Genomic DNA, 25,195 nt, shown 5'->3' on the forward strand with positions numbered 1-25,195 from the left:
GCCTCCGCACGGGGATGCAATCCCACGCTGCCCGCACTGCGGAAGCGAGCAAGTTATGAGTGCTTACTCAAGCAACAATCAGGCCTATCGTAAAAAAACACGCTTTATCTGGTCAGTTAATATACAGACCAATGCTATTTCTATTCTGTTTTGTAAAGAACTCTGACAGATACCCACTTCTCAGAGCAGGTATCTGAATGCTCAATTACCACTCCAGCTGCGCGCCGGTCTGATACTCAATCACCCGGGTTTCAAAGAAGTTCTTCTCCTTGCGCAGGGTGGCCTGCTCGTCCAGCCAGGGCGATACGTTCTTCGCCCCCGGGAACGGTTCTTCCAGGCCCACGGTGCGGGCCCGGCGGTTGGCCACAAAGCGGAACTGTTCGCTGTGGTATTCCGCCGAGTAACCCAGGATCGGGTCCCGCAGCACGTAGTTGGCGTAAGCCATTTCCGCGGCTTCGGATTCGTCCCACATCTCACGCACCGCTTTCGGGTCCAGGGTGATTTTCTCTTCCTCGAGAATCTGGTTCACCACTTTCAGGCCGAAGGAGAAGTGCATGGCTTCGTCCCGCAGGATGTACTGCAACTGTTCACCGGTGCCCCGCATCAGGCCCCGGCGCTGCAGGGCGAAGATGGGGCTGAAGCCGTTGTAGAACCAGCAGCCCTCGAACACGGCGGCGAAGAACAGGTAGGACATCACGAAGTCCTGCAGCTCGTCCGGGTTGCGCAGGTTCATGTCGGAGCGCATGGCGGCGTCCAGCCGGCGGTTGGCCAACTGGATTTTGCCGTTGATCTCCGGCACCACGCGGTAGCGGTTGTAGATCTCGCTCTGGTCCAGGTTCAGTGTTTCAATGCAGTGCTGGTAGGTCCAGGTGTGCAGCGCTTCCTCGTACACCTGGCGGGCCTGGTAGATCTGCAGCTCCGGCGCGCTCATCTTCTCCATCACCGCCAGGCCGATGTTGCGCATGGCGAGGATGTCGGAGGTGGTCAGGTACGCCAGCACGTTCTCGTACACGTGTTTTTCCGCCGGTGTCAGCCGGTGGTGGTAGTCGTGAACGTCCTGCGCCATGTTCACGTCCAGCGGCGTCCAGTGGTTCTTGTTGGCGTTCATGAAGTACTCCCAGGCCCAGGGGTACTTGAACGGTGCCAACTGGTTGATGTCGGTCTCGCCGTTAATCACCCGCTTGTCGTCGACATTCACGGGCGCCGGGCCGCCGGTGGCGGCGGCAGCGGTTTGCGCTTTTGGTTCGTCGTCCCAGTCCAGCATGTGGGTGCCTCCCAAATAAGTAAATGGTTACTGACAAGCTTCGCAGTCGGGATTGTCGATGCTGCACACCTGCGGCTGTGGCGCCGACACCGGCGCGGTCTTCTCGGCGCCAGTGGCCCCCAGGGAGCGCAGGTAGTAGGTGGTTTTGAGGCCACGCTCCCAGGCCAGCTGATACAGGGCATCCAGCTTCTTGCCGCTGGGCTCGGCCATGTACAGGTTCAGACTCTGGGCCTGGTCCAGCCATTTCTGGCGCCGGGCCGCCGCTTCCACCAGCCAGCGCGGGTCAATCTCGAATGCTGTGGCGTAGCGGGCCTTGAGCTCCGCGGGGATGCGGTCGATCTGCTGCACACTGCCATCGAAGTATTTCAGGTCGTTCACCATCACGTTGTCCCACAGGCCTTCGGCCTTGAGATCACGCACCAGCGAGGGATTCACCACGGTGAACTCGCCGGACAGGTTCGATTTCACGAACAGGTTCTGGTACGCCGGTTCGATGGACTGGGACACGCCCACGATATTGGAAATGGTCGCGGTCGGGGCAATGGCCATCACGTTGCTGTTGCGCATGCCGTTTTTGGCAATCAGCTCCCGCACCGGGGTCCAGTCGAGGCGGCTGTGGGTATTGAGCGACAGGTCGCCGTCCCGGCGGTTGTCCTTCAGCAGGCCCACCGAATCCATCGGCAGGATGCCCTGGCTCCACAGCGAGCCGTCGTAGGTGTCGTAGGCGCCCCGCTCACCCGCCAGCGTGGCGGAGGCACGCAACGCGAAGTAGCTGAGTTGCTCCATGGCAACGTCGGCAAACTCCACCGCTTCCGGGCTGGAGTACGGCAGGCCCAGCTGGTACAGGGCGTCCTGGAAGCCCATCAGGCCCAGGCCCACCGGGCGATGCTTCAGGTTGGAATTGCGCGCCTGGGGCACGGCGTAGAAGTTAATGTCGATGACGTTATCGAGCATGCGCACGGCGGTGTTCACGGTGCGTTCCAGGCGCGTGACGTCCAGCTCGCCGTCCTTGATGTGGGCAGCCAGGTTCACCGAGCCCAGGTTGCACACCGCAATCTCATCGGCGCTGGTGTTCAGGGTGATTTCGGTACACAGGTTGGAGCTGTGCACCACGCCCTGATGCTGCTGCGGGGAGCGCAGGTTGCACGGGTCCTTGAAGGTGATCCAGGGGTGACCGGTCTCGAACAGCACGGTGAGCATCTTGCGCCACAGCTGTTTGGCCGGAATTTTCTTGAACAGCTTGATCTTGCCTTGCTCGGCCAGGGCTTCGTAGTGCTGGTAGCGCTCACGGAAGGCGTTGCCGTACAGGTCGTGCAGATCTGGCACATCGCTGGGGGAGAACAGGGTCCAGTCGCGGTCTTCGCGCATGCGTTCGATCAGCAGATCCGGCACCCAGTTGGCGGTGTTCATGTCGTGGGTACGGCGGCGCTCATCGCCGGTGTTCTTGCGCAGTTCCAGGAACTCTTCGATGTCCAGGTGCCAGCTTTCCAGATAAGCACAGACCGCGCCCTTGCGCTTGCCGCCCTGGTTCACCGCCACGGCGGTGTCGTTGACCACTTTCAGGAACGGCACCACGCCCTGGCTCTGGCCGTTGGTGCCCTTGATGTGGGAGCCCAGGGCCCGCACCGGGGTCCAGTCGTTGCCCAGACCACCGGCCCATTTGGACAGCAGGGCGTTATCGCGAATGGCCCCGTAAATGCCCTCCAGGTCGTCGCCCACCGTGGTCAGGTAGCAGGACGACAGCTGGGAATGCCGGGTGCCGCTGTTGAACAGGGTGGGCGTGCTGGCCATGTAATCGAAACTGGACAGCAGCTCATAGAATTCGATGGCGCGGGCGTTGGGGTCGTCCTCACGCAGTGCCAGGCCCATGGCCACCCGCATGAAGAACACCTGGGGCAGTTCCAGGCGGGCTTTGTTCCAGTGCAGGAAGTAACGGTCGTACAGGGTTTGCAGGCCCAGGAAGCCGAACTGGAGATCGCGTTCCGGTTTCAGGGCGTTGCCAAGGCGTTCCAGATCAAAGGCCGCCAGGGCTTCGTCCAGCAGTTCGTAGCGGATACCGGCGTGAACAAAGGCGCTCAGGGCCTGTGGATAAATCTCCGCCAGCGGAAGACTGCGGGGCAGGTCCAGGGCTTCCGCTGTTTCCAGCCGGAGCTGTTCCAGCAGCAGGCGGGCGGTTACGGCGCTGTAGTCGGGTTCCCGTTCAATGCGGCCCCGGGCGGTCATGATCAGGGCAGACAGGACTTCGGTCTCTTCGATGCCGTCGTAGAGGTTGCGCAGGGCATCTTCCACCAGCGAATCGCCGTTGATGCCGTCCAGGCCGGTAGCCGCCTGTTCCACCTGCTGCTTCATCAGGCCCAGGTCCAGCGGGGCGATGCTGCCATCGGCTTTTTTCACGGTCAGGTGCGGATGCGCTTCCACCGGCTCGTCCACGGCGCGCTGGCGGGCGTGTTCTTCACGGTACAGAACGTAGGCCCGGGCCACTTTCTGCTCTTCGGCCCGCATCAGGGCCAGTTCCACCTGGTCCTGGATGTCTTCGATGTGCACCTTGCCACCAGCTTTGAGGCGGCGGCTGATGGCCTGCACTACCTGTTCGGTAACCCGGTGCACGGCGTCGTTGATGCGGGCGGAACCGGCTGCCTGGTCCCCTTCCACCGCCAGGAAGGCTTTGGTCACCGCCACACTGATCTTGGCCGGGTTGAAACTCACCAGGGTGCCGTTTCGTTTGATAACTTGCAGGGATTGGGTATCGGTCGCGGGGGCCGGGGGTTCGGCAATGGCAGTGGCTGTCATGGTGCTCTCCTGAATTCGCGTTGGTTCCGTTTCACCCTCGCGAACGCAGTGGCACACCTTGCCCCGAATACGGGCAGGCCTGACCAATCTGCTCACCCTTGAATCGCGAAGGTGCAGTCCAGAAACCCATGGGGGCTTCTGATCCCTGGTAGGTCTTCGGACTCAGGGGCGTGAACCTTTCAGCTCTGCCTAACGTGGCGACTTCCCGGCTTGCGCCAGTGTCATCTTGCCACGCTCGTTCCCCAATACCGCTGCGCGTCAGTTCCGGATTCTCACCGGATTCCCGACTACCCTGTGATCAAGATGATCAGAGCTTGATCACAATATATGGTAGTTAACCAAGGACCCGGTCACTATATAGGGCCGAATACGCCAAGACAAGGCACTTTTTGCAACAGCGCCTGTCCATCTCCAGACCACCGGATTTGAGGAATGAATGTGAGAATTTCGCTGCTTTTGGCCAGTACCCTGACGCTCGGTCTCGCCGCCAGCCCGGTGTGGGCAGAAACAGACCGGCTAACCCGGTTCTCCACCATGACCTCACTGGAGGACGGCTGGGAGCCCCTGACCTTTCCGAACATCGAGACACATACCCGCTACACCCTGGACACGGACGACGGCCAGCAGGTGGTCCGTGCCGACGCAGACGACAGCGCCTCCGGGCTGATTGCCCGTGTTGAGCTGGTGCCCGGCGACTCGCTCACGTTGTCATGGCGCTGGAAGGTGTCGAACATCTACGAAGCCGGCAACGCCCGCGAAAAATCCGGTGATGACTACCCTGCCCGCATCTACGTCGCCTTTGAGTTTCAACCGGACAAAGCCGGTTTTTTTGAACGGGCCAGGCGCAAGACCGTGGAAGTGCTGTTCGGCGAGACCCTGCCCGGCAACGCCCTGAACTACATCTGGGCCAATCAGCTACCAGAACAGAGCATGGTCGCCAACGCCTACACCGACAAAACCATGATGATTGCCGTCAACTCCGGGCCGTCGCAGGTGGGCGAATGGGTGACCGTTACCCGGGATCTGGTGGCAGATTACCGGCAGGCCTTCGGCGAAGAACCGCCCGCCATTGTGGGCGTGGCCATCATGACCGACGCCGACAACACCGGCGAGCAGGCCACGGCCTGGTATGGCGACCTCACCCTCGAGCACAACCAGTGAGCAGCCATAAAAAAGGCCCCTCAAGGGGGCCAAACACGTGAAAGCAATGGTCAGTGGCTGATCATCCAGGGCCGCATGGACGGGAACATCTTCTTGCCGTCGGCGGTGTAGAACAGCATGTGTTTACCGTCCGACTTTTTCTTGCAGCCACAACTCTTGCGGTGCTCGGCGTCCCGGGCCCGCTGGTCGGCGGTGGAGATGATGGGCTCGTGGCTCGCCTTCTCATTCCGCGCCTCCGCGTTGCGGCGGGCCGGGTCCATGGCCAGGAGCTCCGGCGGCAGCACAATCACCCGGGGTGACAGCGCCTTGCAGGTGGGGCAATGGGCCGGGTTACCGGCTTCGGCCATGGCGCCCAGTTCCTGGAACAGCCCGTGTTCCCGGCATTTGTAGTCGTACAGTGGCATGGCTTACTCCTTGTCCGGTGAAAGGGGTACGTCGGTGCCCGGCGTGACCTTCCTGGTCGGTCCTTCCGCCGTGGGGTTGATGTCGAAGTCAAAAATCTCGGTCGGCAACCACAAGGTGGCGCAGGCGTTGGGCACATCCACCACGCCACTGATGTGGCCTTCCACCGGCGCACAGCCAAGCAACGCGTAGCCCTGAGCCGGGGTGTAACCGAACTTGGTCAGGTAGTTGATGGCGTTGAGGCAGGCCTGGCGGTAGGCCACGTGCACGTCCAGGTAGTGCTGCTGGCCCTCTTCATCCACCGAGATGCCCTCGAAGATCACATAGTCCTCGTAGCGCGGCTTGATGCTGCTGGGTTTGAAGACCGGGTTCTTGATGCCGTATTTGGCCATACCGTCCTTGATCAGGTTCACCCGCAGGTGAATCCAGCCGGCCATTTCGATGGCGCCGCAGAAGGTAATCTCGCCGTCGCCCTGGCTGAAGTGCAGGTCGCCCACCGACAGGCCTGCCCCCTTCACATAGACCGGGAAATACACCTTGGAACCACGGGACAAGTCCTTGATGTCGCAGTTACCACCGTGCTCCCGGGGCGGTACGGTGCGGGCGGCTTCCAGCGCCGCCTCTTTGGCGGCATCACCCGCCAGCTTGCCCAGGTGGGCGGTGTCGGCGTAAGGCAGGTTCGCCAGGCCCGGCACCCGATCCGGCTCGGTGTCGTACAGTTCTTTCTCGCGCTTGTTCCACTCCGCCAGCATTTCCTTGGACGGCAGGCAGCCGATCAGGCCCGGGTGGATCATGCCGGCGAATTCAACGTTGGGGATGTGGCGGGATTTGGTGAACATGCCGTTGAAGTCCCAGATGGATTTCTGGGCCTCCGGAAAGTGCTCGGTCAGAAAGCCGCCGCCGTTCTTCTTGGAGAAGAAACCGTTGAAGCCCCACTGGCTGTCCTTGAAGGCACCGATGTCGAGGATGTCCACTTCCAGCAGGTCGCCGGGTTCTGCGCCCTCCACGCCCACCGGGCCAGACAGGAAGTGAACCTGGGTCAGATCCACGTCGCGCACGTCGTCTGCGCTGTCGTCGTTCTTGATCTGGCCACCGGTCCAGTCGTAACACTCGAGGATGAAATCGTCCCCGGGCTTGACCGTCGCCGCCATGGGAATGTCCGGATGCCAGCGGTTGTGGATATTCTCGTTCTCGTACGCGGATTTGCTCAAATCGATCTTGATGAGTGTTTCGGCCATAGCGGTCGCTCCTTGGTTCTTGGCGTTCGGCGTCTAAGCTTGGGAACGCAGTGCCCGACGGCGCCTGCGCTGACCGTTTCACTATCCGCGATACGCCACCGGCGCGGTATTCGCGAATTGCCCCCGGCACCTACGTCATTCGACGTATTGGCGCACCACTATCTCCTGCCCCTTGAGCTCAGCCAGAAATGAGGAATGCTCGGGATGCTCCAGCAACGCACGGGCCAGCGCCGGCTCCAGTTTCTGGCGGAACGCCCGTAGCATCTCGCGGGCGCCATAGCGGCTGTCGTAATCGCGGCACAACACACTGCGCAGCTCCACCGACAAATCCAGCGAGGCCTGTTTGCGGGCCAGGCGCTTGTTCAAGCCGGCCAGTTCGATCTCCAGAAGGGCATACAGCCACTGGTCTGTCAGGGGGTTGAACGTAAGAATCTGGTCAATCCGGTTCAGGAACTCCGGGTCGAAATGCCGGCGCAGGGCCCTGTCCCGAAGGTTCTCCTGCGGGCCCGGCTCCAGCCCCAGCCAGCGGCGCCAGCCTCGCTGATAGCGATGATGGTGCGCTTCCGCTTCCAGGGCTCCGGCGTTGCTGGTCATAAAGATCAGCGTGTTGCGGAAGTCGATTTCCCGGTTGCCGGAGGGGAACACCAGCCGGCCGGTATCGAGCACATTGAGCAGGGTCCGGGTGACCTCCTTGCTGGCCTTTTCAAGCTCGTCGAACAGGACGATGCCCGGTTTGCTGAACGACCCCTGAACCTTCTCAAGATCAAACAGGCTGTGGCCTTCCTTGCTGCCCACATAACCGGGCGGCGCGCCGGTCAGCGCCGCCGCGTAGTGCTCCTGGGCCAGGGTGTTCATGTCGATGCGGCACAGGGCATCGCGGCTGCCATGAATGGCCTCGGCAATCAGCCGTACGGTTTCAGTCTTGCCCACCCCGGTCGGCCCCAGAAACAAGTGAACCGCCAGCGGGCGGTTCTCTTCACCGATGTCGGCCTTGACCCGAACCAGCATGGATTCCATCGCCTCCAGGGCGTGCTGCTGGCCCACGATATTGGCCCGCAGGCTCGCCATTACGGCATCCGGCTCAAAGCGGAACCGGGAAACACGAACCGGGCCTGAATCGGCCCGGTTCCTTGCCAGCGTTTCCCGGTTGGTTTCCAGCCGCTCATTGATAAACGGCATCGCGGTCTCCCGGGCTCAGGCCCCTGCAGTTTTTTCCTTGCCATCGAACGGCAGTTCACCCACCGGGCACTCCGCCGTGCCCACGGTTTTGCGGGTCATGGCCTCGACGTTTTCCTGGGCTTTCTGGGCGTCCATCACCCAGGTGCGATAGAACTCGAACGGGCAATCGGCCACGCCCTTGTCGCCGTCACCGGAGTTGTGGACGCCGGTGTAGCCCCGGTGCAGCAGCTTGAACAGGTGGTTCTGGGACTGGTCGTTGGCGCGGGCGTCACGGATCTGGCTGACAGACAGCTGGGCGTACTGAACCCCCATGTCCTCCTCGCCACATTCACCCAGGGTACGACCATCAAAGCCGATGATGGCGGAGTGCCCGAAGTACGAATACACCCCGTCAAAGCCGGAGGCATTAGCCACCGCCACGTAACAGTTGTTGGCCCAGGCCATGCTCTTGGCCATCATGACCTGCTGTTCCTTGGCCGGATACATGTAACCCTGGCACCGCACAATCAGCTCCGCCCCCTTCATGGCGCAGTCGCGCCAGATCTCCGGGTAGTTGCCGTCGTCACAGATGATCAGACTGATCTTCATCCCCTTCGGCCCCTCGGTCACATAGGTGGTGTCGCCGGGGTACCAGCCCTCAATCGGGCACCAGGGAATGCACTTGCGGTATTTCTGGACAATCTCACCCTCATTGTTGATCAGCACCAGGGTGTTGTAAGGCGCCTTGTTGGGATGATCTTCATGGCGCTCGCCGGTGAGCGAAAACACCCCCCAGGTGTTCGCCTCCCGGCAGGCCGCCGAGAAAATCGCTGTCTCGTCTCCGGGAATGGTGGCGGCGGTCTCCATCATCTCGTCGTTGTCGTACATGATCCCCATGGTGCTGTATTCCGGAAACACCACCAGATCCATCCCCGGCAGCCCCACTTTCATACCCTTGATCATGTCCGCAATCTTGCGGGCGTTGTCCAGCACCTCGGCTTTGGTATGCAGCCGGGGCATCTTGTAGTTCACCACCGCCACGCCGACGGTATCGTTACTGCTGGAAATATCACCGTGTCTCATATTTATTCCCCCTCAACAAAGCTAAACGGCCAGATAACTGGCAATCTTGTCCTGATCCGCCTCTTCCCGAAGCTCCTCGTGCACAATCTCCCCCTTCTCGATCACCAGAATCCGATCCGCCGCATCCATCACAAAGCTCAACACCTGCTCCGACACCACAATCGACAACCCCCGCTCGTCGCGAATCCGCCGAAGGGTTTTGGCAATGTCCTTGATGATGTTGGGCTGGATGCCCTCGGTCGGCTCATCGAGCAGAAGCACCTTGGGCCGGGTCGCGAGGGCCCGGGCAATGGCCAGTTGTTGCTGCTGCCCGCCGGAAAGGTTGCCGCCCCGGCGGTGCTGCATTTCCTTCAGCACCGGAAACAGCTCATAAAGGTCTTCCGGAATTTTCTTCTCGCCTACCGCGGCCAGACCGGTCTCGATGTTTTCCTTCACCGTCAGGGTCGGGAAAATCATCCGCCCCTGGGGCACAAACCCGATGCCGGCCCTCACCCGCTGGAAGCTCTTCAGGTTCGACAGGTCCGTGCCATCCAGCGTGACCTGGCCACCGCGGCTTGGAGTCATGCCCACCAGGGATTTCATCAGGGTGGTTTTACCCATACCGTTGCGGCCAACCACCGCCACGATTTCCTGCTTGCCCACCTCCAGGTTCAGGTCCTGGATGATGCTGCTCTGGCCATAGGCCACCGAATGTTGTTTGACGCTCAGCATGATCAATGCCCCAGGTAGACTTCGATGACTTTCGGGTCCGACTTCACGTGCTCGATGGACCCCTCAGACAGAACCTTGCCCTGGTGCATCACCGTGACCCGGTCTGCGATATCCCCGACAAACTGCATGTCGTGCTCGATCACCAGCACCGTGTGGTCTTTGGTAATGCGCCGCAGCAGTTCAGCGGTTTTCTTGCGCTCGGCCACCGACATGCCGGCCACCGGTTCATCCAGCATCAAGAGGTCCGGCTTCTGGATCAGCAGCATGCCAATCTCCAGCCACTGCTTCTGGCCGTGACTGAGCAGCGACGCCGGCTGGTCCAGGGCATCTTTCAGGAAGATGGTCTCGGCCACGTCTTCCACCGCAGCCACCACCTCAGCCGAGCGTTTGAAGGCCAGCGCCCCCATCACGCTGTGGCCCTGTGGATAAGACACCTCCAGGTTCTCGAACACCGTCAGGTCCTCGAACACCGACGGGGTCTGGAACTTGCGACCAACGCCGGAATGCACAATCTGGTGCTCCTTGAGTCTGGTCAGCTCCTTGCCATCAAACTTGATGGAACCCGAGGTCGCCTTGGTCTTGCCGCAAATCAGGTCCAGTACCGTGGTTTTGCCGGCCCCGTTGGGGCCGATGATGACCCGGATCTCTTTCGGGTCCAGGTAGAACGAGAGATCATCCACCGCCTTGAAGCCATCGAATGAGACGGTCAGGCCCTCGACTGCGAGCAGGAAGTCCTTGCTCTGTGCTTTGGCTGCGTTCATCAGGATTTCTCCGGGCTGTATTGGTCCAGCATCGGGTCGTAATCACGGCCCTCATCTTGGCGGGCAGCAGGCGCTGGCTTCGCCGGGGCGCTCACCGCTGCTTTCGGCTTGCGCTTGAACAGGCGGTCCTCCAGGGGCATCACGTAGGTCTGGTACAGGCCGGCCAGGCCATTCGGGAACGCCAGCACCACACCGATGAACAACGCGCCCATGGCGAACGGCCACAATTCCGGGAAGGATTCGGAGAAGCCGCTCTTGGCGGCGTTCACCAGCAACGCGCCGTAGACTGCGCCCAGAATCGACAGGCGACCCCCGAGGGCACAGAAGATGACCATTTCAATGGAGGCCACGATGCCGATGAACGAGGGCGACATGAAGCCGACAATCAGGGTGAACAGCGCGCCGCCAATGCCCGCAAAGGCGGCGGCCAGGCAGAACACGAAGATCTTGAAGGCGGCCACATCATAGCCGGAGAAACGCACCCGGTTTTCCTGGGCGTTCATGGCCACCAGGATGCGACCGAGCTTGCGGTTCTGGACAAACCGGGCCACGAACAGGCACACGAACAGCAGGCCCACGCACACGAAGTACAGGATGGTTTTGGCCTCATCGGTGCGGATGTCCCAGCCCATCAGGGTCTGCAGATCGGTAATGCCGTTTACACCCCCGGTGTAGCCCTGCTGACCAATGATCAGAATGGTCAGGATGGCTGCGATGGCCTGGGTGATGATGGCGAAGTAGACGCCCCCCACCCGGCGGGTGAACATCGCAAAACCGATGATGAATGCCAGCAGCACCGGCACACCGACGATCGCCAGCAGGGTGAACGAGAAGCTGTGGAACGGTTCCCAGAACCACGGCAGTTCGGTCAGCTGGTTCCAGTCCATGAAGTCCGGGATACCCGGGGTGGACTGGATGGCCGTGGCCTCCGGCGTGGAAGCCTCCAGCTTCAGGAACATGGCCATGCAGTAGCCGCCCAGGCCGAAGAACACGCCCTGGCCCAGGCTGAGGATGCCGGCTTTGCCCCAGCACATCACCAGGCCGATGGCCACGAAGGCGTAGGTGAGGTATTTACCCACCATGTTCAGGCGGAACGGGTCCAGCGCCAGCGGCAGGATGACGACCAGCAGCAACGCCAGTGCCAGATAGTAGAGCCCCTCTCGGGAGGCAAACCATTTCAAAGGGGAAGTGTTTTTCATGACAGTCTCCTAGCGACGGACCTTGAGCGCCATCAGGCCTTCCGGGCGCAGCATCAGGATGCCAACGACCACCAGCAGGGTGAGGACTTTGGCCATGGAACCACTGAGGAAGAACTCCATCGTGGACTGGGCCTGGGAAATACCGAAAGCAGAGACAATGGTGCCAATCAGACTCTGGGCACCGCCGAACACCACCACCAGGAAGGTATCGACAATGTAGGCCTGGCCGGAGGACGGGCCCGTAGAGCCGATCATGGTAAAGGCCGCACCGGCGATACCGGCAATGCCACAGCCCAGGGCGAAGGTCATACGGTCAACCCCGGCACTGTTGATGCCCACGGCTTCGGCCATCGGGCGGTTCTGTACCACGGCACGGACCTTCTTGCCCCAGCCGGAGCGGTACATCAGCAGGTAAACCCCCAGGGCGATGGACAGGGCAATGATCATCACGAACAGGCCGTTGATGGGCAGTTCCACCAGATCGGTAACCTGGATGGCGCCCATCATCCACTCCGGCAGTTCCACACCCACTTCCCGGGCGCCGAAGATGGAGCGGTAGGTTTGCTGCATGATCAGGCTCAGGCCCCAGGTGGCCAGCAGGGTGTCGAGCGGGCGCCGGTAGAGGTGCCGGATCATGGCCCATTCGATAAAGGCCCCGAGGGCCGCACAGATGAGAAACGCAATAATGATGGCGACGAAGAAGTATCCGCCAAACAGACCGGGCAGGACCGACTGGAAAAACCCGGAGACAAGGTAGGTGGTGTAGGCGCCGAGGATCATGAATTCCCCGTGGGCCATATTGATCACCCCCATCTGACCAAAAATGATCGCCAGGCCCAGTGCCATCAGTACGAATACCGAGAACAGGGACAGCCCGGCAAAGCCCTGCATGGCAAAAATCGACATCAATTCGCTGGTGGTGTATCCGTCAAACATGACCCTTACTCCCGTCGCTTAAGAACACGTGCTTGCGTCCGAGCCGGACGCCGGTGCCCGAAGGCACCGGCCACGGCTGCTTACTGGTAACCTTCCGGGAACGGATCGGGTTCCATCAGCTCGTCGGTTTCATAAACCACTTCATACTGGCCATCGGTTTTGGCGCGGCCGATGCGGGTCTTGGACCAGAGGTGATGGTTTTCGTGGATGCGGACATAGCCTTCCGGTGCCTTGGTAAATTCGATGCCGGGTGAGGCCTCACGAATCTTGTCGATGTCGAAGGAGCCGGCTTTTTCCACCGCCATCTTCCACAGCCACGGGCCGAGATAGGCCGCCTGGGTCACATCGCCAATCACCATGTCGTCACCCCAGGCTTCCTTGAAGGCGGCCACGAATTCTTCGTTGTTGGGGTTATCTAGGCTCTGGAAATACTTCATGGAGGCGTAGATACCTTCCACGTTCTCGCCGCCGATACCGCGGATTTCATCCTCGGTGACGGAGATGGTCAGCAGCAGCGGCTTCTCGTCGGTGAAATCGACACCGGCGGCTTTCATCTGCTTGTAGAAGGCCACGTTGGAACCACCGACCACCGACGCAAAGATCACGTCCGGCTTCTTGAGCTTGATCTTGTTGATCACGGAGTTGAACTGGGTGTGGCCCAGCGGGTAGTACTCCTCGCCCACCACTTTCAGGCCCAGTTTGTCGATGTGCTTGCGGGCAATTTTGTTGGAGGTACGGGGCCAGATGTAATCCGAGCCCAGCAGGTAGAAGGTTTTGGCGCCTTTCTCTTTCACCGCCCAGTCGATACCCGCCAGAATCTGCTGGGTGGCTTCCTGGCCGGTGTAGATCACGTTGGGTGACTGCTCCAGACCCTCGTAGAAGGTCGGGTAGTACAGCATACCGTTGTACTGCTCGATGACCGGCAGAATGGCTTTACGGGAAGCCGAGGTCCAGGCACCGAAGATGGCCGCGACGTTGTCCTGGCGAAGCAGCTTGCGGGATTTCTCCGCGAAGGTGGGCCAGTCACTGGCGCCGTCTTCCTGGACAAACTCGATCTGCCGGCCAAGGACACCACCGGACTCGTTGATCTGCTCAATGGCGAGCTTCTCGGCCTGCACCGAACCAATCTCACTGATGGCCATGGTGCCGGTGATGGAGTGCAGGATACCGACCTTGACGGTGTCGTCAGTGACCGCCAGTCCGGTGGTGTTTACCTCGTCGGTTGCCGGCGTGGCCGCCTGGGCCGACGTGGCCAGCATGATGGATGCGGCCAGGGTGGCCAGGCTCTTTCGCAGCCCTTTGCTCTTGTGACTCCGCCCTCCGGCGGCAATGGTTGTGGTTCCCATGGTCATTCCTCGCAGTGGTTGAAAGCCGGTACCGTGCTCCGCTCCGGAAGCACAGTGCCCACGTCAATCATTCTGCTCAGGCCTGTCATGGGTGCCCATTCGGCATTCACCCCAGCGTGGTACGTCATTTGACGCATACCCGTGCCAGGTCAGACAGGTTACAACCGCAGGCAACCCCAAGGCGCACATCCGTTGCACCGGTTTATGGCACGGTTCTTGTTCCAGCTTTCTGATCCGGTGCGTGACGGCAGCAAACGCGCACCAATTCAGGGCGGCCCGGCGGGCCAGGAGCAGGGCGGGAATGGCAGTAAAACAGAATATTTTTCGGGTCCGGCGTAGCTATAACCAATGGGTAGCCAACCAGACCCTGGAAGACTACGCCCTGCGCTTTACCGCCAAAAGTGCACGCCGGTGGTCGGCTGCGCGGGTCAGCCATACTGCGCTGGGGGCCATCTCGTTCCTGGCCATGGAGGCCATCGGCGGCTCCATTACCCTGCACTATGGTTTCGACAACGCCGTCGCGGCGATCCTCGCGGTCAGCCTGGTGATTTTCCTGACCGCGATCCCGATCAGCTACTACGCCGCCCGCTACGGGGTGGACATCGACCTGCTGACCCGGGGCGCCGGCTTCGGCTACATCGGCTCGACCATTACCTCGCTGATCTACGCCTCCTTTACCTTCATCTTCTTCGCCATTGAGGCCGCTATCATGGCGATGGCGCTGGAAATGCTGTTTGCCATTCCCCTGGTACTGGGTTACCTGATCTGCGCCGTGGTGATCATTCCTCTGGTCACCCACGGCATCACCACCATCAGCCGCTTTCAGGTGTGGACCCAGCCCCTGTTTATCCTGCTGCAGCTGGCGCCTTTCGTTTTCATCATCTACGCAGATGCCTCCTCCATCACCGACTGGACGCAGTTCCAGGGTGTGGGCCTGCCCGCCGACAATGGCTTTGACCTGCTGCTGTTCGGGGCCGCCGCCGCGGTGGTGTTCTCCCTGATTGCCCAGATTGGCGAACAGGTGGATTTCCTGCGCTTCATTCCCGAGCCCACCAATGCTCCGGAACGACGCCGTTGGTGGGTGGCGGTAATGGCCGGCGGCCCCGGCTGGGTTGTCATCGGCATGGTAAAAATTCTGGCCGGCTCCTTTCTGGCCGTGCTTGCACTGAATCAGGGCATTTCCGCAACAGAAGCGGCCGACCCAACCCAGATGTATCTGGTGGCGTTCAACTACATCACCCATTCCCCCGAGCTCTCGCTGGCGATGGCCGGCATCTTCGTGATTCTGTGTCAGATCAAGATCAACGTGACCAATGCCTACGCCGGCTCCATTGCCTGGTCCAATTTCTTCTCCCGATTGACCCACAGCCACCCTGGCCGGGTGGTCTGGCTGGTGTTCAATGTCGCCATTGCCCTGCTGGTGATGGAACTTGGCGTGTATCGGGCACTGGAAGAGACCCTGGGATTCTACGGCATTGTCGCCATTGCCTGGGTGGGTGCCCTGGTGGCAGACCTGGTGATCAACAAACCCCTGGGCCTGAGCCCGGCCCATATCGAATTCAAACGGGCGCACCTGTACGACATCAATCCGGTGGGTGTGGGCGCCATGATCACCGCCTCGGTGGTGGGAATCACCTGCCACACCGGGGTACTGGGTGACTACGCCCAGGCCCTGTCCCATTTCATCGCCCTGGCGGTGGCACTGGTCACCGCGCCCCTGATTGCCTGGAAGACCGGCGGGCGTTTCTACACCGCCCGTCCGTTTGTGCCCCTGGCCACCGATCACCAACTGGTGGGGTGCAGCATCTGCGAACACCGCTTCGAGCCGGAAGATGTCACCCACTGCCCCGCCTACGATGGCGCTATCTGCTCGCTGTGCTGTTCGCTGGATGCCCGCTGTGAGGACGCCTGCAAACCGGGCGCCGGCTACCAGGAGCAGATGCAGCAGTTTCTCGGGCGGTTCCTTCCGGCGCCACTGCTGTCGGCACTGCGCTCCCGGCTCGGGCATTTCCTGTCGCTGCTGGTGGTCATCAACGGATTTTCCGCACTGCTGCTGTCGCTGATCTACTTCAAAACCCCGGTGGCTTCGCTTGCCGAGGCTACGCTGCTGTCTGTCACCCTGTGGAAAGTGTTCTTCATTCTGGTCATTGTCACCGGGGTGATCTGCTGGCTGTTTGTACTGGCCCATGAAAGCCGGGTAGTGGCGGAGGAGGAATCCCGGCGCCAGACCCGCCTGTTGACCGAGGAGATTGTCGCCCACGAACGCACCGACCAGGCCCTGCAGCAGGCCAAAGAGCAGGCCGAGGCCGCCAACGGCGCCAAGAGCCGGTACCTGACCGGAATCAGCCACGAGTTACGCTCGCCCCTTAACGCCATCCTCGGTTACGCCCAGCTCATGGAGAACGACGACTCGGTACCGCCTCATCGCAAGGAAGCCCTGGGGGTCATTCGCCGCAGCGGCGAATACCTGGCGGATCTGATTGAAGGGTTACTGGATATCTCAAAAATTGAGGCGGGCCGGCTGGACCTACACCGGGACCAGGTGCGCATCGGGTTGCTGATGGAGCAGTTGGTCACCATGTTCCGGCTTCAGGCCGAAGAAAAGGGCCTGGCGTTTGACTACCACTGCCCTCACCCTCTGCCAGAACTGGTGACCACCGATGAAAAACGCCTGCGCCAGATACTGATCAATCTGTTGTCGAACGCCATCAAATACACCGACCAGGGCAGCGTGTCACTGACCCTCCGCTACCGCAGCCAGGTGGCGGAATTCACCGTGCGTGATACCGGCGAGGGCATTGCCGCAGAAAACATCGAACGCATCTTCCGGCCGTTTGAGCGTATCCGCAATCCCGGCCAGAGCCGCACCGGAACCGGCCTGGGCCTGACCATCACCCGACTGCTGACGGAAATCATGGGCGGCGACATCTCGGTGGAGAGCGAACCTGGCGAGGGCAGCGTGTTCAAGGTCAGCCTGATGCTGTCGAGCCTGCATTCCGCCAGCCCACGCTCGATCTCGACGCCAGCCCGCAGGATCTACGGCTACCATGGCGCCCGCCGGAAAATCCTGCTGGTGGATGACGACGACTCCCATCGTCAGGTGATCCGGGCCATGCTGTCGCCACTTGGCTTTGAAATCAGCGACACCGGCAATGCCATGACCGTTCCGGAACGAGTGGAACAGGAGCGCCCCAACCTGATTCTGCTCGATGTGTCGATGCCCGGGAAAAGCGGCTGGGAGGTGCTGGCCGAGCTCAGGGAAATGAAATACAACCTGCCCGTGGTGATGGTCTCGGCCGACGCCAACGAGGGCCACCATAGCGCCGAGGCACCGCGCCTGCACGACGGTTACATCATCAAACCGGTGCGACTGAACCTGCTGCTGGACACCATTGGCCGGGTCATGGGCCTGGACTGGCGCTTCGAGAAAAGCCCGGAGCCCCTGGCCGCGCTACCGCTGCCAGCCAGCGGCGCGCTTGAACTGCCCGCCCGGGAGCACTGCGAGGCGTTGGCAGACCTGGCCAGAATCGGCCATCGCAAGGGCCTGCTGGAGGCACTGCACAGCTTGCAGTATGCCGGAGACGCCAGTGACGCCTTCGTTCAGGAGATCACCAAATTCACCAACGATTTCCAGTTCGAGAAGATTCTCGAACTTCTTGAGGTAACCGAACATGAAGCATCCTGATGACCGCAAAACCGTGGTACTGGTCGTCGACGACGCCATCGATTCCATCCGCATGATCAATGATGCACTGGAAGAAGCTGGCATGACCGTGCTGGTGGCGCTGGAAGGTAATCAGGCCCTGACCATCAGCCAGAACATCACCCCCGATGTGGTGCTGATGGATGCGCTGATGCCGAATATGGATGGCTTCGAGACGTGTCGGCGACTCAAGGAAAACCCCGCCTTCGCGGACATTCCGATCATTTTCATGACCGGCCTGAGCGATACCGAACACGTGGTTATGGGCCTGAATGCCGGCGGCGTGGACTATGTTACCAAGCCCATCGACACCACCGAGTTACTGGCCCGCATGGCGGTGCACCTGGCCAACGCCAGAATGACCCGCAGCGCCCGTTGCGCGCTCGATACCGCCGGTCAGAACCTGTTTGCGGTCGACCGCGAGGGCAACCTGCTGTGGGGTACCCCGCAAGTATGCCGTTGCCTGCCGCCGCCGGATCACGAGGACTTCCAGGGAGTACGGGAACAACTTGAGGACTGGCTGGGCCACCGACCGGATCCCGGCCACAGTCTGCCCATCCGGTTGCTGGACACGCCCCGCTCCATCGAATATCTGGCCCTGGTGGATGACCAGGAATACCTGTTGCGTCTGAAAACACCCCAGAACCAGAACAGCGCCTCAGCGGCGCTGCGGGAACGTTTTGATCTTACCCTGCGGGAGTCGGATGTCCTGCTGTGGATCGCCAATGGCAAGACCAACCGGGAAATCGGACAGATTCTGGAGATGAGCCCCCGCACCGTGAACAAACACCTGGAGCAGGTGTTCCGGAAGATGAATGTGGAAAACCGGACGGCGGCAGCGGCCAATGCCATTCGGGTGCTGGCAACGCTTTAAAACCTGCCGGTGTTACCGGTACTGCTCCGGGAATCCTGGCACCACATAGGTTTGCTGAAACCGTCGCACCGGCGGTACTTCGCCCTTTTCGGCCAGGCGCAGGTAAGCGTCGTCAAAGGCCTCACGTAGAATGGCCGCACGCGGATTGGCCAGGGAAAACAGCCAGGCGCCATTGCGGCTGCGCATTTCCGATTCGCGAATCTCGGCATCTGTCGTCCGGCTCAGGGTTTCCTGCACCGGTTGCCGGTAGTCCAGCAGGTAATCACCGCGATGACGCTTGAGCATATTGAGGCCGGAGCGATGGTTCGGTGCTTCGGTAATCTGGATATCGGGCTGGGAGGTCAGCCAGTCTCTGAGGCCGGCGTAGGTATAGCCGCCGATCAGAATCACGGTTTTGTTGCGCAGGCGATCCATATGATCCACTGGCGGCACGCCCTCCAGATACCAGGCACTCAGTTCCACCGGAATCGGGCTGATCCAGCTTTCGAGAATGTCGTCTTTTAAAGCGGGAATGTCGGTTAGCCCCATCCACAAATCGATCGTGCCGTTTTTCAGATAGAGGTAGGTGCGGGCCACCGGCAGGTAGATGAATTCCAGTTGGTAACCCGCCTCTGTCGCTACCTTGCGGGTAATGTCCACAAACTCTCCGGCAGGCTCGCCCTTGTCATCCCGATAAGTGACCGGCGGAAACTCAACATAAGCAACCCGTATGGTTTTATCGACAAAAGCCTCCGAATCTGAGGCACGGACAGCGGTGGGATAGAACAAATATGAGAAAACCAGAACAAGAAAAAGCGCCATCAGACAGGCGCGCGAAAGGGTCGATTGGGGTTGTTGACAACTGCGCATGTATACCGCTTTTCTTTTATCTGTTTACCTGAAGGTTAACAGATCCTATGAAAACTGTGCGGTGAAATATGCAAAACCTTGACTCAGAACGCGTGGGTGACCATGTACAGACCGACGCCACCCATCACGATGGTGTAAGGCAACGCCATGATCACCATGCGCCCGTAGGACAAACGCACCAGAGGTGCAATGGCTGAGGTCAGCAGGAACAGGAACGCCGCCTGGCCATTGGGTGTAGCTACGCTCGGCAGGTTGGTACCGGTATTGATGGCTACGGCCAGGGTCTGGAAGTGCTCGTAGCTGATGCTGCCGGCGTCCAGCGCCTGTTTCACTTCGCTGATGTAGACGGTCGCCACAAACACGTTGTCGCTGATCATCGACAACAGCCCGTTGGCAATGAAGAACATGCCCGGCTGCTGGCCTTCAGGCAGCGCCAGTACGTAATCAATGATCGGTTTGAACAGGTGCTGCTCGTGAATCACCGCCACCACGGCGAAAAACACCACCAGCAATGAGGTAAAGGGCAGGGATTCCTGGAACGCCTTGCCAATCTGGTGTTCGTCCGTCACGCCGGTAAAGGAGGTAATCAGGATAATCACCAGCAGGCCAATCAATCCTACTTCGGCGATGTGGAATGCCAGACCAAACACCAGAATGACCGCGGCCACCGCCTGAATCCAGAGCGCCGCCTGATCAGACTTGGTGCGCCGAGCCTTTTCATTATCAGCGAACTCTTCCAACACCCGTCGCACCGGCTTGGGCAGTCGACCGCCATAGCCAAACCAGCGTAGTTTCTCCAGCGCCCAGCACGTGGCCAGACCGGCGAACAAAACCGGAATACTCACCGGTGCCATGTGCAGGAAAAAGCCGGCGAAATCCCAGCCAACCACCTTGGCGATCAGCAGGTTCTGGGGTTCACCCACCATGGTGGCGACGCCGCCCAGAGCGGTACCGATCGCCCCGTGCATCAGCAGGCTGCGGAGAAAGGCACGGAAGTTTTCCAGATCTTCCCGGTGCAGCTCAATCACTTCGTCGTCGCTGTTGGTGTTGTGGTCTTTCTGCTGGTAACCCTTGCCGGATGCCACCTTGTGATAGACCGAGAAGAAACCTACCGCAACGCTGATGATGACGGCGGTGACGGTCAGGGCATCGAGAAACGCAGACAGCACCGCTGCAGCGCTGCAGAACAGCAGCGACAACGCCGACTTGGACCGCACCCCCACCAGAATCTGGGTGAAGGTCACCAGCAGCAGCTCTTTCATGAAGTAAATACCCGCCACCATGAACATCAGCAGCAGGATGACCGGGAAATTGGTCAGAACCTCATGGTACACCGCATCCGCCGACGTCAGCCCGATCAGCAGGGCCTCCACCGCCAGCAGGCCCCCCGGCAACAGTGGATAGCACTTCAGTGCCATCGCCAGCGTAAAAATAAACTCACCGATCAACAGCCAACCCGCCACGCCGGGCCCAAGCAGATACATGACAATCGGATTGATGACCAGAAACAGCAGAATGACCTGCTTGTACCAGACAGGTGCCTTGCCAAGGAAATTATGGGTAAAGCCGGAGATAACAGTCGTGGGCATTACAGACATCTTCTGAGAAATCGGTTTGTTGGTATTGTGCGCCAGAAGACCCGCATCTTCCTTGATATTTACGTACCGGAGTATGGTCCAAAGGTACGAATTTCAGTCCGCTTTTGGTCTTAATAACAAAAAGAAGGCGAGATAGAGCCGGGCACCACAGGAAATTTAAGTAATACTACTTAATTACTGCCGAAACGGCGACGGTATTTTAACCGATTTCTCGATTAACAAGGTAACTTTCTGAACAAATGACGGTCATGCCTAATATTGGATCTGATATTTTCAGGACCGGATCCAGGCAGGCTCCGGCCCATTCTAAATGGTGGCCTATTCCACCGTCACACTCTTGGCCAGGTTCCGGGGCTGGTCCACATCCGTACCCTTCAACACCGCCACGTGATAAGACAGCAACTGCAGCGGCACGGTGTACACGATGGGCGCGGTGATCTCATGCACGGATGGCAGTTGCATCACGTGGATGCCTTCTTCCGGCTTCACATCCGCCGCCTTGTCGGCAAACACGAACAGCTCACCGCCACGGGCGCGAACTTCCTCCAGATTGGATTTCAGCTTTTCCACCAGGTCGTTGTTCGGTGCCACCGTGACTACCGGCATTTCACTGTCCACCAAGGCCAGCGGACCGTGTTTGAGCTCGCCGGCGGGATAGGCCTCGGCGTGGATGTAAGAGATTTCCTTGAGCTTGAGGGCCCCTTCCATCGCCACCGGGAACTGAGAGCCGCGGCCCAGGAACAGGCTGTGGTTCTTGTCCATAAACGCCTTGGACATCTCTTCAATGTCGGCATCCAGGGCGAGGACATCACTCACCTGCTTGGGCAACTGATGAATGGCAGCAACGATGTCTGCCTCTTTCTCTTCGCTCAGGCCATTGTGGCGTGCCAGCGCCAGGGTGAAGATCAGCAACGCGGTCAGCTGGGTGGTGAACGCCTTGGTCGACGCCACACCAATTTCCGGACCGGCCTGGGTCATGATGACCAGATCGGATTCCCGCACCAGGGAACTGCCCGGCACGTTGCAGATAGCCAGAGCCGCGCGGAAGCCCGCCTGTTTGGCCTGGCGCAATGCCGCCAGGGTGTCGGCGGTTTCACCGGACTGGGAAATGCACAGGAACAGGGTGTCGGGCTGAATCACGTGTTTGCGGTAGCGGAACTCCGAAGCGACTTCCACCGAACAAGGCACGCCGGCCAGTTCCTCAATCCAGTAGCGGGCTACCATGCCGGCATGGTACGAAGTACCACAGGCGATGATCTGGACGTGACGGACGTTATCCAGCAGGTTGGCCGCGTCGGTTCCGAGCGCCTGCTCCAGGACCCGGCTGTCGGTAATCCGGCCTTCCATGGTGGCCTTGATCACTTTCGGCTGCTCGTAGATTTCCTTGAGCATGAAGTGGCGGTATTCACCTTTGTCTGCAGAGTCAGCACCGTGTTCAAAACGGGTAATGGTCCGCTCCACCGGCTGACCACTGCGATCGTGAATGCGGATGCTGTCCTTGCGGATATCGGCGATATCGCCCTCTTCCAGGAACATGAATCGGTCGGTCACCGGCAACAGGGCCAGCTGGTCAGACGCGATAAAGTTCTCGCCAATACCGACGCCAACTACCAGAGGGCTGCCCTCGCGACAGACCACCAGGTGATCCGGCTCATCGGCGTGAACAACGGCCAGGGCGTAGGCACCGCGCAGACGCTGAATGGCCGCCTTTACCGCTTCATAGAGTTTGCCCTGTTCACGGAAGTATTTCTCGATCAGGTGCGCGACCACCTCGGTATCGGTCTGGGAGGTGAACTCAAAACCCTCGGCCCTGAGTTCATCCCGGAGTTCCTGGTAGTTCTCGATGATGCCGTTATGGACGATGGCCAGCCGCTCGCCGGACATATGGGGATGGGCATTCACCTGCGAGGGCTCGCCGTGGGTGGCCCAGCGAGTGTGGGCGATACCCAGGTGACCAGCCAGGGGGTTTGCTTCAATGGCATCAGCCAGGGCCGCAACCTTGCCAACTTCCCGGGCTCTCTGCACCAGGTGCTGGCCATTGATGACGGCCATGCCGGCGGAGTCGTACCCCCGGTATTCCAGGCGGCGCAAGCCCTCCAGCAGAATACCCTGGACATCCCGTTCAGATACCGCTCCTACAATCCCACACATGCTGTTTTCACCTGTTCGTTAATCGTTGGTTACGCTTTTTTCGGCCGTTCCCAGCCGGCGATGTTACGCTGCTTGCCACGGGCCACCGCCAGTTCCCCTTCGCTGATATCGCGGGTAATGGTGGAGCCGGCACCAATGGTGGCCTGTTCCGCTACGTTCACCGGGGCGACCAGTGAGGTATTGGAGCCGACAAATACCCCGTCACCCAATACCGTCTGGTGTTTGTTCACACCATCATAATTGCAGGTGATGGTACCTGCACCCACATTCACATTACGGCCCAGTGAGGCATCACCAACGTAACTGAGGTGATTGATCTTGCTGCCCTCACCCACCACGGCCTTCTTGGTTTCGACAAAATTGCCAACCTTGGTGTTGGCGGCCAGTTCAGTGCCCGGGCGCAGACGTGCGAATGGCCCGATCTGGGCGTTGGCACCCACTACTGCACCTTCAATCACGCTGTTGGCCTTGATCTCCGCACCATCGGCAATGGTGGCGTCTTTGATCACACAGTTGGGTCCGATCACAACGTTGTTGCCGAGGCTCACCCGGCCTTCAAAGACCGCGTTTACGTCTATCCACAGGTCGTTGCCAATGATGAGCTCACCGCGGACCTCAATGCGGGCCGGGTCCGCCAGGGATGCACCCTCGGTCATCAAACGCTCGGCTTGCTGACGCTGGTACCAACGCTCCAGTTCCGCCAGTTGCAGGCGGTTGTTCACGCCCTGAACCTCAAACGGATTCAGCGGCTGGGAAACCGTCACTGACAAGCCGTGGTCCACCGCCATCGCGATAATGTCAGTCAGATAATACTCGCCCTGGGCGTTGCTGTTGGACAGAGCGGGCAGCCATTGCTTCAGATGACTGGCTGATACCGCGAGAATGCCCGTATTCACTTCCTGAATCTGCTGCTGTTCGGCGGTCGCGTCTTTCTGCTCAACGATGGCCTGAACCAGGCCTTGTTCGTTGCGAACGATCCGGCCATAACCGTGGGGGTTATCCATATCCACCGTCAGCAAAGCCAGATTCCGTTCGTCCAGGTCCGCGACCATGGTTTCCAGGGTATCTTTGCGAGTCAGAGGGACGTCACCGTACAACACCAGCACCCGGGCATCATCCGGCAGTGCCGGCAGTGCCTGGGCCACGGCATGGCCGGTGCCCAGCTGTTCGGTCTGCAACACCCAGTTCACCGAGTCGTCTTCCAGAGACGCCCGAACCTGATCGGCTCCGTGACCAATCACCGTGTGAATTTTCTCCGCGCCCAGTTGTTTTGCGGTATCAACCACATGGTGCAGCATGGCTTTACCCGCCACCGGATGCAGCACCTTGGGCAGGGAGGATTTCATGCGGGAGCCCTGGCCTGCGGCCAGGATCACAACGTGTAACGGGCTCATGGGGCAATCAGCTCCGGTATTCAAAACGTCCATAAATGAAAAAACCGCGTCCCGGTGGAATCGCCGACACTCCGTTTCCGGAATACCGGGCCCTCCACCTGAGGATGCGGTTCACTGTCAGGCCAGTCCGGGCGCTGACACAGGCTCTGCTTAACGCAGGTGCTTGCGCAGCTTCTGGATGGTGCGCAGCTGAGCGGCAGCTTCGGCCAGCTCGGCGGCAGCACGCGAGTACTCGAACTCGCCTGTCTTGTTCGCCAGTGCCTTCTCGGCTTGCTTCTGGGCTTCCAGGGCCGCTGCTTCGTCCACATCCTTTGCACGAACGGCGGTGTCGGCCATCAGGGTAACCAGATTGGGCTGTACTTCCAGGTAACCACCGGATACGTACAGAATCTCCTCACTGCCACCCTGCTTGATGATCCGCACTGCGCCGGGCTTCAGCTCGGACAGTAGCGGAGCATGGCCATACTGGATGCCAAGCTCACCTTCGGTACCGGTGGCGATCAGCATCTCCACCAGGCCCGAATAGATTTTTTCCTCGGCACTTACGACGTCACAATGTACGGTCATAGCCATTTCA

General features: G+C 60.2%; 19 protein-coding genes and 1 riboswitch. Of the genes, 3 read left to right on the top strand and 16 right to left on the bottom strand.

What is annotated here, in order from left to right; translation table 11 throughout:
- Positions 1-205: 205 nt before the first annotated feature.
- Positions 206-1,264 carry a ribonucleotide-diphosphate reductase subunit beta gene (locus OZ656_RS20000; RefSeq protein WP_022990159.1) on the bottom strand — a complete coding sequence of 353 codons (1,059 nt, stop codon included), beginning with the start codon at positions 1,262-1,264 and terminating at the stop codon, positions 206-208.
- A 27-nt stretch (positions 1,265-1,291) separates the two neighbouring features.
- Positions 1,292-4,054, bottom strand: coding sequence for a ribonucleoside-diphosphate reductase subunit alpha (locus OZ656_RS20005; protein WP_228224563.1), 2,763 nt, complete (start codon positions 4,052-4,054; stop codon positions 1,292-1,294).
- A 129-nt stretch (positions 4,055-4,183) separates the two neighbouring features.
- Positions 4,184-4,381: riboswitch (cobalamin riboswitch) on the bottom strand.
- A gap of 105 nt (positions 4,382-4,486) precedes the next feature.
- Between OZ656_RS20005 and OZ656_RS20010 the strand changes: the two genes are divergently transcribed.
- Complete coding sequence (locus tag OZ656_RS20010; RefSeq protein ID WP_278350842.1) at positions 4,487-5,215, top strand: DUF3047 domain-containing protein; 729 nt, start codon at positions 4,487-4,489, stop codon at positions 5,213-5,215.
- Between the two features lie 50 nt (positions 5,216-5,265).
- Here OZ656_RS20010 and OZ656_RS20015 read toward each other — a convergent pair whose 3' ends face one another.
- The 9 genes from OZ656_RS20015 to urtA form a co-directional block, all read right to left on the bottom strand.
- Entirely contained in the window at positions 5,266-5,619 is a 354-nt protein-coding gene (locus tag OZ656_RS20015; protein ID WP_011787260.1) for a zinc ribbon domain-containing protein, read from the bottom strand.
- Positions 5,620-5,622: 3 nt separating this feature from the next.
- A complete protein-coding gene (gene fmdA, locus OZ656_RS20020; RefSeq protein WP_023008410.1) occupies positions 5,623-6,855 on the bottom strand; it encodes a formamidase in 1,233 nt (410 codons plus the stop codon).
- A gap of 135 nt (positions 6,856-6,990) precedes the next feature.
- Positions 6,991-8,034: an AAA family ATPase gene (locus OZ656_RS20025; protein ID WP_379944856.1), complete on the bottom strand. Its 1,044-nt coding sequence runs from the start codon at positions 8,032-8,034 to the stop codon at positions 6,991-6,993.
- A gap of 15 nt (positions 8,035-8,049) precedes the next feature.
- A complete protein-coding gene (locus tag OZ656_RS20030; RefSeq protein ID WP_379944857.1) occupies positions 8,050-9,096 on the bottom strand; it encodes an aliphatic amidase in 1,047 nt (348 codons plus the stop codon).
- 21 nt (positions 9,097-9,117) lie between these two features.
- Positions 9,118-9,807 carry an urea ABC transporter ATP-binding subunit UrtE gene (gene urtE, locus OZ656_RS20035; RefSeq protein WP_011787264.1) on the bottom strand — a complete coding sequence of 230 codons (690 nt, stop codon included), beginning with the start codon at positions 9,805-9,807 and terminating at the stop codon, positions 9,118-9,120.
- A 2-nt stretch (positions 9,808-9,809) separates the two neighbouring features.
- Entirely contained in the window at positions 9,810-10,568 is a 759-nt protein-coding gene (urtD, locus tag OZ656_RS20040; RefSeq protein WP_011787265.1) for an urea ABC transporter ATP-binding protein UrtD, read from the bottom strand.
- Positions 10,568-11,767: an urea ABC transporter permease subunit UrtC gene (urtC, locus tag OZ656_RS20045; protein WP_121208004.1), complete on the bottom strand. Its 1,200-nt coding sequence runs from the start codon at positions 11,765-11,767 to the stop codon at positions 10,568-10,570. The genes urtD and urtC overlap by 1 nt, the downstream gene beginning before the upstream one ends.
- A gap of 9 nt (positions 11,768-11,776) precedes the next feature.
- The gene (urtB, locus tag OZ656_RS20050) at positions 11,777-12,703 is read right to left on the bottom strand and encodes an urea ABC transporter permease subunit UrtB (protein WP_011787267.1); all 927 of its coding nucleotides are present in this window, start codon (positions 12,701-12,703) and stop codon (positions 11,777-11,779) included.
- A gap of 80 nt (positions 12,704-12,783) precedes the next feature.
- Positions 12,784-14,049, bottom strand: coding sequence for an urea ABC transporter substrate-binding protein (urtA, locus tag OZ656_RS20055; RefSeq protein WP_011787268.1), 1,266 nt, complete (start codon positions 14,047-14,049; stop codon positions 12,784-12,786).
- A 301-nt stretch (positions 14,050-14,350) separates the two neighbouring features.
- On the opposite strand from urtA, the gene OZ656_RS20060 reads away from it, so the two are divergent.
- The gene (locus tag OZ656_RS20060; RefSeq protein ID WP_278350841.1) at positions 14,351-17,734 is read left to right on the top strand and encodes an ATP-binding protein; all 3,384 of its coding nucleotides are present in this window, start codon (positions 14,351-14,353) and stop codon (positions 17,732-17,734) included.
- A complete protein-coding gene (locus OZ656_RS20065) occupies positions 17,721-18,626 on the top strand; it encodes a response regulator (protein WP_228224560.1) in 906 nt (301 codons plus the stop codon). The genes OZ656_RS20060 and OZ656_RS20065 overlap by 14 nt, the downstream gene beginning before the upstream one ends.
- A gap of 12 nt (positions 18,627-18,638) precedes the next feature.
- Here the strand turns inward: OZ656_RS20065 and OZ656_RS20070 are convergent, their stop codons facing one another.
- The 5 genes from OZ656_RS20070 to OZ656_RS20090 all read right to left on the bottom strand — a co-directional run bounded on the left by OZ656_RS20070 (position 18,639) and on the right by OZ656_RS20090 (position 25,191).
- The gene (locus OZ656_RS20070; protein WP_379944858.1) at positions 18,639-19,427 is read right to left on the bottom strand and encodes a substrate-binding periplasmic protein; all 789 of its coding nucleotides are present in this window, start codon (positions 19,425-19,427) and stop codon (positions 18,639-18,641) included.
- 131 nt (positions 19,428-19,558) lie between these two features.
- Entirely contained in the window at positions 19,559-21,064 is a 1,506-nt protein-coding gene (gene nhaB, locus OZ656_RS20075) for a sodium/proton antiporter NhaB (protein WP_041656555.1), read from the bottom strand.
- A 327-nt stretch (positions 21,065-21,391) separates the two neighbouring features.
- On the bottom strand, positions 21,392-23,224 hold the full coding sequence (gene glmS / locus OZ656_RS20080; RefSeq protein ID WP_014423134.1) for a glutamine--fructose-6-phosphate transaminase (isomerizing): 1,833 nt from the start codon (positions 23,222-23,224) through the stop codon (positions 21,392-21,394).
- Between the two features lie 29 nt (positions 23,225-23,253).
- Entirely contained in the window at positions 23,254-24,618 is a 1,365-nt protein-coding gene (gene glmU / locus OZ656_RS20085) for a bifunctional UDP-N-acetylglucosamine diphosphorylase/glucosamine-1-phosphate N-acetyltransferase GlmU (protein WP_288589919.1), read from the bottom strand.
- Between the two features lie 150 nt (positions 24,619-24,768).
- Positions 24,769-25,191, bottom strand: a complete 423-nt coding sequence (locus tag OZ656_RS20090) for a F0F1 ATP synthase subunit epsilon (protein ID WP_011787275.1) — start codon at positions 25,189-25,191, stop codon at positions 24,769-24,771.
- Between the last annotated feature and the right edge of the window lie 4 nt (positions 25,192-25,195).

Source organism: Marinobacter sp. LM1 (assembly GCF_042763285.1).
Lineage (GTDB): Bacteria > Pseudomonadota > Gammaproteobacteria > Pseudomonadales > Oleiphilaceae > Marinobacter > Marinobacter nauticus.